The sequence below is a fragment of the Paenibacillus sp. A14 genome, assembly GCF_036864815.1.
In the GTDB taxonomy this organism is placed as follows: Bacteria; Bacillota; Bacilli; order Paenibacillales; family Paenibacillaceae; genus Fontibacillus; species Fontibacillus sanfengchensis.
This window is the reverse complement of the sequence record NZ_JBAGJD010000002.1, coordinates 439,733-454,875: the sequence shown is the minus strand read 5'-3', so window position 1 is coordinate 454,875 and position 15,143 is coordinate 439,733. Positions and strand designations below refer to the sequence as shown.

The window sequence follows — 15,143 nt, the reverse complement described above, 5'->3', positions numbered from 1 at the left end:
CGAGAAAGATCCGACGGACAAGCGGGGTATTAACTTCTTAAAGGCCTTATGCGGCGGCCAGGCTATGCGGGTGCCGGGGATCTAACGGTCGTTAAGCCATTTCCGCGAAAGAAATAGCCGCGTTTTCTTATACAAAAAAACCTCCGGGACCGCTAAAGCGGGTCCACGGAGGAGGCTGATTCAATAATCCGAATAAAGGATTATTCCATCCATTTTTTGTAGAGGGCGTCGAATTTGCCTTGCAGCTTCATTTCGTCCATCCACATTTCCAGGTAGCTGGCGTATACGAAATCGCCGCGCGGGATCATGTAGCCTTTTTCGCTTTTGGTGAACGGTTTGTCCGTCAATGCGGCATACAGTCTGGAATCCGCTTTGGCATAAGTCATGGCTTCAACCGTGTCGGTAATCATCACGTCATAAGTGCCGTCAGCGACCAGGTGCGGGATGTCCAGGTTGTTCTCCACAACGGTTACTTTCGCGTTCGTCAGGTGCTGACGTACGAATACTTCGTTGGTTCCACCCGGATTTACGCCGATGCGTACCGAAGGCTTGTTGATGTCTTCCAGCGTTTTGTATTTGTCCTTATCTTCGGCGCGGATCAAAGGCGCTTTACCGAAAGTTACATAGCCTTGGGAAACATAGGCGGTTTTTTGTCTGGCTGTGTTGCGGGTTACGCCGCCCGCGGCAATATCGAATTTGTCCGCTTGCAGGTCTTTCATCATGTCAGACCACGTCGTTTTAACGAAACGAACTTCTACGCCAAGGTCTTTACCCAGTTCTTTGGCGGCGTCAACGTCATAACCTTCGTATTCATTCGTTTTTGGGTTCAAGTATGTAAACGGTTTGTAGTCCCCGGTCATCCCCACGCGGATGTAGCCTCTCTCGATAATTTTATCCAATTGGGAGACAGCGGCTTTCTTCTCTTGTCCCGGCGCATTGGTTGCGGCGGATGCGGCCGATACGTGCTGTGCGGCGATCAGGTCGTGTCCTGCATAACCGGTACCTACCAGAGATAGCGTCAATGCGCCGGCAACTAATACTTTTTTCCAATTTTTCATCATGAAATTCTCCTCCGATTCTTTTCTGTGTTTTTGCGAAGCCTGCCAAATCGCGGGCTTTCGGTGACATGGTGTCTAATCACTTTGTTGCGTTCTTGCAGCAGCCATAGCCATACACGTTTCTTGTATGGCATCCCCCCTTTCAAGTCGTTCATGCTGTACTTGCTATCGGGTATCCGGGAAGGGATAATTAAATTTTGAATTTGGACAATTCGGTGCGCAGTTCCTGAGCGACGTCCTGCAGGTGTTGAACAGACGAGGTGATCTCCTCCATGGAGCGGATTTGATCCTCCGCGGCCTGTGCCGCACTCTGGGCATCCGTGGACGTCATTTGGGCGATCGATTTCATTTCTTCTACCGAAGCGCTAACCTCTTCCGAGCCGGCCGACATTTGCTGGGAAGCCGCGGTGACCTCCAGAATGTGCTCGGCGACGTTACGGGAAACGTCCAGGATGTTTGCAAATTTCTCGCGAACATTTTCGATATACGCGATTCCGGTCTTTACGTCGTTCCGGTTATCGTTCATCACCTGAACGGCATTTTGCGCCTCATCCCGAATTTCGTTGATAATCTCGGCAATCTCTTCCGTGGACTTGCTGGACTGCTCCGCCAATTTTTTGACTTCTTCGGCAACGACCGCGAAGCCGCGCCCATGCTCGCCCGCTCTGGCCGCTTCAATGGAAGCGTTGAGGGACAGGAGATTGATATGCTTTGTAATATCGGTAATGATGTTGAGAATTTCCACGATGTCCTGGGAACGGCCATGAAGACGCTCGATGGCTTCGCCCACCTTGTCGGTTCCGACGCCGATGCTGCGGATTTGATGGACCGCCTGCTCGACGACCGCGGAGCCTTCTTCGGCATGGCTGGCCGCTTGCTGGGCCACTTCCGAGACCTGTGAGGAAGATTCGGCGATTTTCACGACGCCTCCGGCCATTTCACGCATGGATTGGGAAATCTCTTCGGCGCTTGCCGCATGCGTCGTGGCACCGTCGGAAATTTGGCGAATCGAGCTGCCGATGACGTTGACGCTTTGTTTGGTTCTGTCGACCCCGTGAGATACCGATTCCGTCACATTCATGACCTGATTCGATGTTTCGGTCACCCCTTCGATCAGATGCTTGAGATGGGAGACCGTCTGGTTGAAATCCGCGGAAAGAACGGCGATTTCATCTTTACCGTGGACTAGGATATTCTTCGTCAGGTCGCCCTGAGCGACATCTTTGACAACCTCGTTCAGCTTCTGAATCGGCCGGGTCAGTTGGACCGTGAACAGGAAGGCGAGCACAAACGCTACCGTGAGAACGATAAGGGAAGTGATCAGCAACTTCTGGGTCAATTCCGAAATCGGCGAGAATTGTTCATCGGTCGGAGCGGTGACGAAGACGCCCCATTTGTAGGTCGTCGCCGCATAGGCGGCGGAATAATCAGCGTTGTTTTTTTGATATTTAAAAATCCCGGCGGCTCCCTGCAGAGCGCTTTCGTATGCTTTAACGATTTCGGGAACATTTTGCTCCTGCACTGTTTTGGTCAAAACCAATTCCTTTTCGGGGTGCCAGAGAAACTTGCCGGCTTTACTCACGAGAAAAGCATAGCCATTTTTGCCGTATTTCTGTGACGATACGGATTCTTGCACGGCGTTGATCGGAAGAGTCGATCCCATATACCCGTACTGCTTGCCGTCCTTCATCAAAGGAATAATCATGGTTACGATGTTGTTCTTCGTGCGCTTGGAGACGACGGGTTCGGAAACGACGATCTTTCCTAGGCCTTTGCCCGCTTCCTGATAGTGGACGCGATCGGAGACATCTGTGGTTTCACCAAGGAAATTGACAACGTTCTTACCGGTCAAATCGTAGGAAAAAAAGAAGGTTTCAAATTCCTTGTTCTGTTCCTGGGCCTTCTGAATCAGCTTCAGATCCTGCTCTTTGTCCCCTGTGATCAGTTTGCCGATGGATTCGACTTTGGCGATCTCGGAATCGATGAAATGATTGATTTCCGAAGCAAGGTTCGCTGCGGTCAACTGGGCTTCCTGCTTGATACTGTTCTGAAGCAGTGTAGTCGCGCTGTTATAGCTGATCAGAGACACGGCGCCCAAGCTCAACAGCAGCAATAGACAAATCAGAATGATCATTTTTTGCTTAAGTTTCAGGCTCATGCAAAAACTTCCTCCCCTATGATAGTTCCGGGGCCCTACGCGGTTACTCTCGGAATTCTGCGCAATGTCCTCTATTTGCAAATGGGACTGGAATCCTATGCTTGTGGATTTTCCTGCAAAATGTCTTGGGTATTCGGTAAGACTCCACTTAGCTGTTATCGGCAGGAGAAGTTCAAATTTCAAGCGATTTTCTGAAAAAAAGGACAAGTTTTTTTGTAAACCGCTTACAGTTTCCTGCTGCACTCCCCCCCTGAAGACCTAGTGCCCCATTAGACAACCTTGTTTTGCATAGAACTCCTGCACAACCGTATTTCTTTCTGTTTGGAACAAAATATCCAGACTTCTTCTATATTTAGGCCAACACCTTGTCCCTTTTCGGCGGGCCCGCTTCCCTTCGAAAGCCGGGCAGTAGCTGCGGTACGATGGGCTGATGGGGTACTATGTAGGTTGAACTAAAGAATTGGCGTTGGGCAAAGTTATGAAATGGTTTCGGAGATAGATTGCCAACACCCACAATTGTAGATATAAAGCGCCCCCGTCAGAGTCTATCCATTAACAGGAAAATCTCCCATTAATGTACCGCTCTGGGCTCTTGGATCGGATTTAGCTGGAAAAGCTCCATCTATTTCGCAGCCCAATGGCCGAAATACACAATTTCAGTCGAATTAGCGGGAAGTTTTCCAGCTAATTCGCCTCTGCAGCCGCATACGCACCAAATTAACGGGAAGAATTCCTTTTAATTCGAACCAAACCATGAGTTACAGGTCAAGAGTGTGCAAAGAACCCTTTACAACGCTGTTTAGTGCCTCATCAGACGTCGTAATAGGAGAAAATGAGAATACGCTGCTTCAAAAACCTTACTCTTGGGGCAGCTTTTCATTCCTGGGCACGAAAAAATTCCGCCAGCCCTTATTAAAGGCTGACGGAATTGGAGCGTCATAAAAGATGAAGGCGAACAAAGAACGAGGCCGATTCGCCCGGAACGCTTTTCGCGTATATTTTCCCCCTGTGCTGCTCTACGATCGATTTGGCGATCGCCAGACCCAGCCCGTAGCCGCCTTGTTTGCGCGCCCGGGAAGGATCGGTCCGGTAGAACCGGTCAAAAATCCGGTCCAGATGCTCGGGGGCAATCCCGATTCCGGTATTGTGCACCGCGAGAACCGCTTCATTATGCTGCTTTTTTAAGGTCAGGGCGATTTTGCCTTGCGGGTTCGTATATTTAATGGCGTTGTCCAAAAGGATCATGACCACCTGCTTGAACTGCTCCCGGTTCCCGTATACCGTGATTGCCGGCTCGATGTCATAATCGAGGGTCAGTTCCTTTTCGAAGATGACAGCTTCCATCGTCAAAATAATCGTCTCCACCGCTTCACTCAACTCGAATTTAGTGAACAACGGATTATCCCGGGAACCTTCCATCTCGGTCAAATACAGCAAGTCATTGGTCAGCCGGGTCATCCGCTCCGTTTCCGACTTGATGTAATGGAGCCATTTGGCCTGGCTGCGAATCGTGTCCTCCCCGGCCGCAAGCAGCACATCGGCATTCGTGTTGATGATGGACAGCGGCGTTTTCAGCTCATGGGAGGCGTCGGCGATAAACTGCTTCTGCTTGTCGAAGGCTTCCCGAACCGGCCGAATCGACCGGTTGGCGAAATAGCGGCTGACGAAGAACAGGGCCACCAGCATTACCAAACCGACAACAGCGAACGTGTATATCAAATTGGTCAGGATGCCTTGACGGGCGGTAATGTCGAGGAAGACCAACTCCTGTCCGCCTCCCATCAGGGGCCTTGCCGTAAAAATCCAGGTGCTCTCGTCCAGCTTGAATTGTCCGGTCCCCTTGTTCATGGATACGGCTTTCCGAAGGGCGGATTCATAGAACGTCTGATCAAAATCGAATTTGGACTCCCAGGAGATCAGTGTTCCGGAGGCGTCGGTCTGCAGCGCAAAGGAGACCGAGCGCTCCGCCTGCGCGTTCCCGCCATCCGGCAGAAGCGTATCCGCAGGTCCTGAATCCATCGTCCCCCGGTTTCCGGGCGGCATCATGCCGGAGGCATCGTCCCGACGGAAGCGGCCGTTTTTTCCGTTTTCTTTTTGAGACAAATCCATGACCCGGTGCAGCTCCATCTGGATGTCGTTACGGACATCCCGGTACGTAATCGTATAAATCGAAGCGAAGGCGACGAGCATCATCACTGAAATCGTGATCAAATTCAGGAGCAAAAACCGGTTCCGCAGCTTCTTAAACATCAGGCCGTCACCTCGAGCACATAGCCTACGCCCCGAATGGTGCCGATGCGTACCGCCGAATTCAGAAAAGTCAGTTTTTTTCGCAAAAAAGAAATATACACTTCGACATTGTTATGCTCCACCTCGGAATCGAAGCCCCACAGCTTTTCGATGATCTGCTCCTTGGACGTCACGGCTTGCTTGCGCGCCATCAGGAGTTCCAGCAGTTCGAATTCCTTTAAGTTCAGCTTGATCTCCTTCCCCTGGCATGTCAGCTTCAAAGTGGCTGTGCTCAGCTCGATATCCCCGAACTTCATGGCATCCTCCGGGAGCACCTCCCCTTTTCGTCTCAGCGCGGCTCTGATTCTTGCCATAAGTTCCTCAGTAGAAAAAGGCTTGGCGATATAATCGTCAGCCCCGTAATCGAGGCCCATTACCTTATCGGAGATTTCCCCTTTGGCTGTAAGCAAAATCACCGGGGTTGAGTTACCCTCTTCCCGCAGGGCTCTCAGAACACTGATTCCGTCCATCTCGGGCATCATGATGTCGAGCAGCAGCAAATCGTAAATTCCGCTGAGCGCATAGTCCAGCCCTGACTGGCCGTCATGGACGGCATCGACCGAATAATTGTGTTTCTTCAAAATTTGGGTCAAGGCTTCCGCCAAATGAACTTCATCTTCCGCTATCAATATTCTCATCGTCTGTCATCCCCTGCACGCAGCGTTCTTTTTAATGAAGCCATTATAACAGGATTACCTTTAATCAACCTTAATCTAACTTTTATTAGCGCTGTGTAAAATCGTTTAAGATTCATTAAAGGTTCGAGGGCTAAGATACAGACATCAGAACGGCGGACGGCCGTTTGGCTAAGAACAAATAGAGAGGACTGGGTGCAATGGCGATTGAAGTCTTCAACCGGTATGAAAACAAATATCTGCTGGATACGGAAGCCTATCATACGATTTATTCCGCGCTGCTGGATTATATGGAACCGGACGAGTACAACCGGCAACACGGGTTCTACTCGATCAGCAACCTGTATTTTGATACGAAGCAGGATTCGCTGATCCGCACCAGCCTGGCGAAGCCCAAATATAAGGAAAAGCTGCGGCTGCGAGCCTACGGGGTTCCCGAACAAGACGCGAAAGTCTATCTGGAGATCAAGAAAAAGGTGTTCGGGCTGGTCAACAAAAGGAGGACGGCGCTCCGGCTGAATGAAGCCTACGAGTTCGTCCGCACCGGGATTGAGCCGGAGTACAGGGATTATATGAACAGGCAGGTTCTGCATGAAATTACATACTTCTTGCAGCGGTATGAGCTGGAGCCGAAAGTATACCTGGCCTATGACCGGAAGGCGCTATTCTGCAAAAAGAGCCGGGATTTGCGCATTACCTTCGACACGAATATGCGGAGCCGGCGTTATGACCTTAAGCTGGAGCAGGGCTCCTACGGGGAGCCGCTTGTGGACGAAGGATTATGGCTGATGGAAGTGAAGGCGGAGAAGACGGTTCCGCTTTGGCTGGCCCAAATGCTCTCGGAGCATCGGATGTACCGGACCAGCTTCTCCAAATACGGCAACGAGTACAAAAAAATGCTGAAAAACGGTAAATCGGAAAAGGAGCGAAGAATCTATGCTTGATTCAATTTTTAGTACATCTCTCATTAACACGGAACTTAGTTTCACGAATGCGGTATTAACGATCCTGTTTGCGATCGTCCTGGGCGGCATTATCAGCGTTACCTACATGAGGACCAATCCGAAAGGGTACTCGCAGAACTTTACGCTTACCATGGTGCTGCTGCCCTCGATCGTGGCCATCATTATTCTCCTCATCGGCAGTAATGTCGCCAGAGCCTTCAGCCTGGCGGGAGCCTTCTCCATCATCCGGTTCAGAAGCGCCCCCGGCGACCCGAAGGATATCTCCTACGTGCTGTTTACCATGGCGGCGGGGCTGGCCTGCGGCGTGGGATCGTTCGGGTACGCCGTGCTGTTCACCCTGATTTTGTGCCTGCTGATGTTCGTGCTGAACCGGTTCAATTTCGGAGCGAGGAAGACACTGCAGAAGGTGCTGAAAGTGACAATTCCCGAGAATTTGGGGTACGAGGAAGCGTTCGAAGAAGTTTTCAACAACTATGCCGTCGAGTATGAGCTAAAGAAAATCAGAACGACCGAGCTTGGCAGTTTGTATGAACTGGTGTACGCCATCTCGATCGATCACTTGACGAACCAGAAGCAGTTTCTGGATGAAATTCGCTGCCGCAACGGGAATTTGGACATTTCACTGACGATGAGCCCGACGGCGGCCGATTACTGATTAAAAAACGAAAACGGAAGGATGGATAAACATGAAGAGGTTTGAGTTGGGCAGTAAACTGGGGATCTTGTTGTTGAGCTTGGCGCTTATGTCCGCTTGCGGATCGGCATCCGCAGGTCAGAGTGGGGACGGGACGTCGAGCGGGACGGCCACGGCTGGAAGCGCGGCCGTTGGAACGGAATTCGCCAATGTTCATGTGGCCGACAAAGTCACTTTTGAGGCGGAGGACACGGCGGCGGACTGGAGCGCGGAAGGCTCGACGGCGATCCGGCTGAACGGGACCGCCGCTGAGATCAGCGGTGGTTCGGGGGCGGTGTTCCAGGACGGGGCCGTGACGATCACGGCCGCGGGGACCTATGTGCTCAGCGGAAAGCTGAGTGAGGGGCAGATTGTGGTGGATGTGCAGGATAAAGGGGATGTCCGGCTGGTGCTGAACGGGGTGGACATTCACGACAGCGACAGCGCTCCGATCTATGTGAAGCAAGCGGGCAAGGCGATCATTACTTTGGCGGACGGCTCGGAAAATGTCATCACCGACGGAGAGAAATATGTCTTTCCCGACGCCTCTACGGATGAGCCGAATGCCGCGTTGTTCAGCAAGGCCGATTTGACGATTAACGGAACCGGCAAGCTTGCGGTCACGGGGAATTACAATAACGGCATCGCCAGTAAGGATGATTTGAAAATTGCCGGAGGCACCCTGGAAGTGCAGGCTGCGGACGACGGCATCATGGGACGCGATATGGTCGCTGTCCAGGACGGCAGCATCACCGTCAAGGCGGGCGGCGACGGGATCAAATCGACGAATGACGAGGATGCCGCCAAAGGTTTCGTCGCTATCGCCGGCGGCACGTTTAAGGTGGAAGCCGGCAACGATGGTATCCAGGCCGAGACATCCCTGGTCGTTGACGGCGGCGCGTTTGATGTCGTGACCGGGGGAGGAAACGCGAACGGGGAAGTCAAGACGCCGGAGCAGGGGCCGGGCGGCCCTTGGAGCAAGACGGCGGCCGATGCGGCGGGTGGAACCGCGGCCGGGAGCGGCAGCGGGGCGGACACTGCGGCGAAAGCCGGTACCGACACCGCCGCGGCGAATACTGCTGCCGAGACGACGGCCGAGACGGAGTCAACCAGCGCGAAGGGGCTGAAGGCCGGCGCGGACATCAGCGTGAACGGCGGCAGCTTCGCGATCGATTCCGCCGATGATGCCGTGCACGGCAACGGCAATGTGGGCCTGGGCGGCGGCGAGTTGAAGATTGCGTCCGGAGACGACGGCGTTCACGCGGACGCTCTGGTTTTCATCTCCGGCGGGACAGTGGAGATCGAGAAGAGCTATGAAGGCGTCGAAGGGGCAAACATCACGATGGCCGGGGGCGAAGTTCGGGTAAAGGCCTCCGATGACGGCGTCAACGTGGCGGGCGGAAACGACAGTACGTCGGCGAACGGGCGTCCGGAGCAAGACCAGTTCAGCGAGACCGGGTCGGGCTCGAACCTGCTGACGATCCGCGGGGGCCGCTTGGTTGTCGACGCCGATGGAGACGGCCTCGATGCGAACGGCTCGATCGCAATGAGCGGCGGTACGGTCGTAGTGAACGGGCCGACTTCCGGCGGCAACGGCACGCTGGATTACGACGGCACCTTTGAGATCAGCGGCGGAACGCTGGCCGCCGCAGGAAGCTCCGGCATGGCCCAGGCGCCGTCCGACGGGTCGAGCCAATATTCGGTGGCCATGAGCTTTTCGCAGGTACAGCAGGCGGGTACGCCGGTTCGCCTGGAGGATGGCGAAGGAAAGACGATCCTGACCCTTGCGCCCGCAAAAAATTATCAAACCGTCGTCATCAGCACGCCGGAGATGAAAAAGGGCGCCTACACGCTGTATACCGGCGGAACGCCGGCCGGTACCGGAACGGACGGTCTTTTCACCGGCGGTACAACGACGGGCGGGTCGAAGGTCGTGGCGTTTGAGATCACCGACAGCGTGACCACCTGGCTGAACGAATCGGGCGTGACGACCGGCAATACCGCGGGCCGGGGGCCCGGCGGCGGAGGCCGCGGCATGAGACCGGACGGCGGCACGGCCCCGAACGGGGGAACGCCTCCGGAGGGCGGGGTTCCGCCTGAAGGCGGGGTTAACCCCGGCGATGGGGCAAGCATGTCCGCACCGGATGGAGCGGGGACAGAAGGTTGAATTAAAGAGGCTGGATTCGCGGCGTTGCCGCGGACCGGCCTCTTTTTTGAAGAACGATTCTATCACCGCAAGCAAAGCGTCCTAGTAACCTTCCCTTTGAAAGCCGGGCAGGTGAATAAGTGCCTTATGCGGCGCTGTTTTGGCGAATTCGGCTGGACGGGGGGGGAATAGCCGACTTTGAGGCAATGAGGTTGCATCAAACCTTCCTTGATGCTGCCCACTTGGGGCCAATCCGCCGCTTCGGCAAGCAACATGTCGAACTTAGATCGTCGTCTCCCCCTCTAAACCATGCTAACGGTCGCCATAGCCGTTATTTGCCCGGTTTGCGCTGAATCCAAATTCTAACGGCCGCCACGGCCCCTATTTCATATAAGCATGGCTGTTTTGGTCAAAATGAAGGTAAATAACGGTCCACACGACCGTTAGAATCCCAATACGTGATTCAATCGCAACATAACGGCTCTCACGGCCGTTAGACTTCCCAACTGCAGAACCTTGTTTGTAAAGGCCTGTACTTGTTTGTAAAGGCCTCTACTTTTTTGCGAAGTTCTTTAAAAGCGATTAAGGCATCAAGCTCCGTTGTAATCATCTGTCAGGGTTAATGCAACGCAAGTGACTTTTAGTGAGGAAAAGCGGGCCAAACCCTGATTTCGGGGCCTGCACCCGTCCAATAAGACCTTCTTTCACCGCTATTTTTCCCGCGGAGCCGAATCGGGCCGAAATAGCGCCCCAAAAGGGCGCTAATGTGGCGGGCGCAGGCCCTAAATGGCCTAATGGCCGCGGTGCTCCTGATGATGTAAACTTGAGGGAGACTACTTTCGTGCCATGCCATACTGAAGCGCTCGGTTCATTCGGCCCGGTCCTTGACAAGCCTACCTGGAGCAAGCCGCCCGTGCGGACAAGGGGCTGCCCCCTTGAGGACGTCCGGACAAACAAACTTAGGTAACCTCGGAGGGCTCCATGGGCACTTCTATATTGAGTACGGAGAAAAAGGAGCGGACAGCCTTGATGCCAGAAGATATAGAAAAGGCCAAACAGGGGAACAAAGAGGCCTTTGAGCCGATTGTCCGGCATTATACCGCCATGGCAAAGGCGGTGGCCTATGGGAAGTTAAAGGACCGCCAATTGGCGGAGGATGCGGTGCAGGAGGCGTTTACGGAGGCTTTTCTCCACCTGGACAGGTTGACGGCCGCCGAAGCGTTTCCGGGCTGGTTCAAAACGATTGTTCTCCGGCAGTGCTACCGGATTCTCCGCCGCAAGCGGGTCCGGGCGGTGCCTTATGAGGAAGCGGACGAGGCGGTTCTCCGAACCGATCGGGTATCGGAAGCGGTTATACAAAGGGAGCTTCAGCAGTCGGTCCGCGATTCCCTCGCCGCCTTGACGGCACCGATGCGCCTGGCGGTTCAGCTGTTTTATTTTCAGGGATATTCTTTGCAGGAGATTTCCGCCTTTACGGGGACCTCGGTGTCCGCTCTCAAGAAAAGACTCTACGATGCCCGAAAAAAGCTAAGGGGCACTCTCCCCGTGGCCGATCCGGTCTCCGTATATCATCAGCTGTACGAAGGAGGAAGAAGCGTGCTTCATCTCGTAAATGGCCATGTAGTGGAACAAAAGCTGCGGCAGGGAGGCGTTCAAGGCGACATTCTGGTATGGCGGGAGATTTATACGCACGGCCCTGTCTTTGCGAGGCCGGAAGAAGCGGGGAGCCGGGATCGGCGGGCGCGTTATTTGGAAGAAACTTTGGGCATTCCCGGCGCCGAGTATATACGGATCAGCGAAGCGCAGGAAAAAGTCCTGGAGAAGGTTCGAAACTATGAAGAGGTAGTCCTGTGGTTTGAGCACGATCTTTTCGATCAAACGATGCTGTGCTATCTGTTGTCTCGTTTCTCCGGGCAAGACTTGGGGCGTACCAAGCTTAGCTTGCTCTGTATCGGAGAATATCCGGGGATCGAGGGATTTCGGGGTTTGGGACAGCTTACTCCCGAGCAGTTGGGGGCCATGTCGGGAACTTGGACGCCGGTCGGGACCGAACAATTGGAGCTGGGCGCGGAATTTTGGGAGGCCTATACCTCTCCCGGTCCTGTGCGCTTGCAGGAACTGCTGGACCGGGATACTTCCGTCCTGCCGTTCGCGAAAGAAGCTTTTCGGCTTCATTTGGAAAGGTACCCCTCCGTCAAAAACGGTCTCGGGATCGTGGAGGAAACAACGCTGCAGTCCATTCGTGACGGGGTGAACCGGCCGCTCGAATTGTTCAGGCTGGTCGGGGATCGGCTCTCTTTTTTCGGGATGGGCGATTTGCAGTATTGGCATATTCTCAGAAGCATGTCCTTAGAGCCCTGTCCGCTGCTGAAGATTCGCGGAGTACCGGCTTTTCCCGGTTACGGTTCCGGACAAGATGCGGAGGCGCTCCGCGAGGGTATTTTGGAGATCACCGAGTTCGGCCATCAAGTACTGAATGGAAAAGAGGATGCCGCCGCCCGGCGGGGGATAGACGAATGGTATGGAGGCGTACATCTGCAAGGGCGGATGCCCGAGTGGCGCTGGGATGCTTCCCGGCAAAGGATTCAAGGTCCAAATCCCTGACTGTTCGACGGCAGTCAGGGACGCTTTTTGGCGTGTACCGATAAAGTGTCTACAAGGCGAGAGATTCAAAGACGCGGTCCAGGTAAGCGACGGCCTTATCCTCCGCATCAAGACGAAGCTCCAGTTCGGGATAATCCTGACGCAATTCGCAATAAATCCTAATGGATGCCTTTATAGCCTGATAGCAGCTTTTCGGAGTATGAGCAGGGAGGGTGTCTCTTAACCGGTTCGCCTGCTCGCTGTACAACTGCTCCAATCTCCGGAGTCCGCGAGGGAGTTTTCCGTTCTTCACCTGGATGAGCGGACCAAGGACGGAGCTTCGGATGAAAGCAAGGTTGTCGATCACCTCGAATAGCTCGCCTCGTCCCAACTTGGTGGCGCAATAGTGAATCCACACCCAGAACCGGTCCTCCATCCACTGTATATTTATAGTTTCTGAACGACAGGGTGTGTCTAGCAACACTTTTTTGACCTCGTCACTTCTTTCCCAAAGAATGACCGGGTCTTCAATCCGGTCCGCCAGCTCGGGGACGGAGACGAACTTCAGGTCCACATGGAGAAGCCGGCCTCTGAAATCATACAGGCAAATCAAAAGCCGGGGCTCACCGACATGTTCTCCCGTGAAGGCGGATAGCAAGGGTCCCAAACTTTTCGCGTAATGCAACCGCTCCTCGAAGATTTCTTCCCGGTATGCGGCATCAAAGACCACAATTAAATCCAAGTCGCTGAATTCATCCAACGTTCCGGTCATGAGGGAGCCGCCTGCAAGGAGGCCTACAAACCGGGAGTCTGTGCTGATTTTTTCCCGGGCTTGGGAGAGAAATTCTTCAAAAAAGGGTTTGAACATAAGTCAAAACACTCCTTTAATTATGACCCCTCTTTGCAGAAGGGTATTACGCCAACATAGCAGGGGTAGGGATATTTTGTCAATATACCAATCGGCCTTGAGTATGGGGGGTTACCCTCTTGTTGCGACCCGAGTCAGGGAGTATGGTAGTAGAGTAGACATGGATTAGAGGCTAGCAACGGAAGGAAGAGGATCATCGTGAAAACAAAACTGCTTAAAGGCTGTCTTGCCGTATTACTGCTGACGGGAGGCATCGGGGCGACGATAACGGTCCATCCGGCGGAGGCCAAAGCCGACGCGGCCGGGGTGATCAACAAACTGCCCGAGCCGCAATGGAGCCAACCGGACGTCGTGGGAGAGTCGGGAGGCGTGGAAGAGGAGCCATTCGAGGTTCCGAAGCTGAACACGGTATATCTGCATACCAAAGAGGAGCATCTCACGCAAACGAAAGTTTGGGTTGTGGATACGTTGAAAGCTTTTGACACCGGAACCGGGAAATTGAAATGGTCGGCCAACTTTGCGGACCCGGGAACCTCGATGGTTCGCGAAGCGCAGCCGTTTCTGGTATCCCCGGATGGGACGGTGTACGTGACGTTTACGGACAACCTTTCTCCGGCGGGGACCCAGGTTTATGCCGTGGGACCGGACGGGAAAAGAAAGTGGACCCTGAACTTTTCCAGCAAGGACGGATATTTGTTTAGGCTCGCCGACGGAAATTTGGTTTTTGCCTCCAGGGGAAAGATGGACACGCTCGGCAATTACACGGGGGGTTCGTTGACGCTGATCGACAAGAACGGAACACGGCTTAAAAGCTTGGCCTACAAAGGGAACGTTATAGTCAAAGGCAGCCGGGTTTTGCTTCAAACGAACTACGGCGGAGGCAAAGGCTCGCGGATCGAGGCCCTGGATGCTGCTTTGAAGCGAGTGTTTGTACACCAACTTCCGGCGCAATCTTATGCCGAGGTTGGCTTTGACCAGGTGCTTGCCGACGGAACCGTTCTGGTCCGCGCGAATTTGCCGAAAACGGGCAACCGTCTGTTTGGCTTCAGCCCAACCGGAAAGCTGCTGTGGGGGCGGGATATCGCCGGCAACGCGGAAGTTGCCTCGCTCGGGAATGTGTATGGCGTGTATGCGAACGGGAAATTATCTCTTTTTAACGCCAAGGGTTTGGTCAAATCGGCCGCCATTCCGGCCCAAACCGTTTATTTCATCACTTTGGATTTGCTTCAGGACGGCACCGTGGAGTTGAACTTAACGGGTTCCGGCCGCTATGTGCTTGACCCGGTCACCCTGCAAGCCAAGTATACGATCCGGGTTCCGGAAGATGACCATTTTACGTATGCGGGGAACGGGGCTGGATATGTTGTGACGGGAAAGGGTTTTTCCCGGTATAAGTTTTGAGAAACAGAAGGCGGTCCCGAGCGGTTTGTCCCGGGATCGCCTTTACACGTCCAGGCCGGACATGAGGCGGCAGGCAAACGCGTATCAGGCAGGAAAATGGGGGTTAGGTGGCGAAATGGATCGTAATTTGTCTATATAAGTTGAACTCTTGATTTACATGTAAGGCAGCCGTGTGAAATGTTCTTCCGATCGCTGTTGTTCCCAAATTTCCCTATTAATTCAAACCAGAAAAGGTAGAAATCCGGTCACAAAGGCGAACGTTTCCACTTCTCCAGAATCATTTCACACTCTTGCCTATTGGTAAAGCTTAAGTTCAACATATATAAATAGCTGAAGGAGTATGGAAAATGGATGACAACGATGTAGT

At 53.6% G+C, this 15,143-nt stretch carries 10 protein-coding genes; 5 read left to right on the top strand and 5 right to left on the bottom strand.

The features are described from left to right. Positions 1-200 precede the first annotated feature (200 nt). The 4 genes from V4U88_RS06435 to V4U88_RS06420 form a co-directional block, all read right to left on the bottom strand. Entirely contained in the window at positions 201-1,061 is an 861-nt protein-coding gene (locus tag V4U88_RS06435; RefSeq protein WP_334072435.1) for a transporter substrate-binding domain-containing protein, read from the bottom strand. A 187-nt stretch (positions 1,062-1,248) separates the two neighbouring features. Next, on the bottom strand, positions 1,249-3,216 hold the full coding sequence (locus tag V4U88_RS06430; protein WP_334072434.1) for a methyl-accepting chemotaxis protein: 1,968 nt from the start codon (positions 3,214-3,216) through the stop codon (positions 1,249-1,251). A 936-nt stretch (positions 3,217-4,152) separates the two neighbouring features. Further along, complete coding sequence (locus V4U88_RS06425) at positions 4,153-5,466, bottom strand: sensor histidine kinase (RefSeq protein ID WP_334072433.1); 1,314 nt, start codon at positions 5,464-5,466, stop codon at positions 4,153-4,155. Continuing rightward, the gene (locus V4U88_RS06420) at positions 5,466-6,143 is read right to left on the bottom strand and encodes a response regulator transcription factor (RefSeq protein ID WP_334072432.1); all 678 of its coding nucleotides are present in this window, start codon (positions 6,141-6,143) and stop codon (positions 5,466-5,468) included. Before V4U88_RS06420 ends, V4U88_RS06425 begins: the two co-directional genes overlap by 1 nt. Positions 6,144-6,340: 197 nt before the next feature. Between V4U88_RS06420 and V4U88_RS06415 the strand changes: the two genes are divergently transcribed. The 4 genes from V4U88_RS06415 to V4U88_RS06400 all read left to right on the top strand — a co-directional run bounded on the left by V4U88_RS06415 (position 6,341) and on the right by V4U88_RS06400 (position 12,528). Beyond that, on the top strand, positions 6,341-7,084 hold the full coding sequence (locus tag V4U88_RS06415; RefSeq protein WP_334072431.1) for a polyphosphate polymerase domain-containing protein: 744 nt from the start codon (positions 6,341-6,343) through the stop codon (positions 7,082-7,084). Further along, positions 7,077-7,760: a DUF4956 domain-containing protein gene (locus V4U88_RS06410; protein WP_334072430.1), complete on the top strand. Its 684-nt coding sequence runs from the start codon at positions 7,077-7,079 to the stop codon at positions 7,758-7,760. Before V4U88_RS06415 ends, V4U88_RS06410 begins: the two co-directional genes overlap by 8 nt. A gap of 31 nt (positions 7,761-7,791) precedes the next feature. Then, positions 7,792-9,945 carry a carbohydrate-binding domain-containing protein gene (locus V4U88_RS06405; RefSeq protein WP_334072429.1) on the top strand — a complete coding sequence of 718 codons (2,154 nt, stop codon included), beginning with the start codon at positions 7,792-7,794 and terminating at the stop codon, positions 9,943-9,945. A 1,008-nt stretch (positions 9,946-10,953) separates the two neighbouring features. Beyond that, entirely contained in the window at positions 10,954-12,528 is a 1,575-nt protein-coding gene (locus V4U88_RS06400; protein ID WP_334072428.1) for a sigma-70 family RNA polymerase sigma factor, read from the top strand. 49 nt (positions 12,529-12,577) lie between these two features. Here the strand turns inward: V4U88_RS06400 and V4U88_RS06395 are convergent, their stop codons facing one another. Continuing rightward, positions 12,578-13,375, bottom strand: coding sequence for a nucleotidyltransferase domain-containing protein (locus V4U88_RS06395; protein WP_334072427.1), 798 nt, complete (start codon positions 13,373-13,375; stop codon positions 12,578-12,580). 198 nt (positions 13,376-13,573) lie between these two features. On the opposite strand from V4U88_RS06395, the gene V4U88_RS06390 reads away from it, so the two are divergent. Continuing rightward, positions 13,574-14,776 (top strand): hypothetical protein, encoded by a 1,203-nt coding sequence (locus V4U88_RS06390; protein ID WP_334072426.1) that lies wholly within the window; start codon positions 13,574-13,576, stop codon positions 14,774-14,776. Positions 14,777-15,143 lie beyond the last annotated feature (367 nt).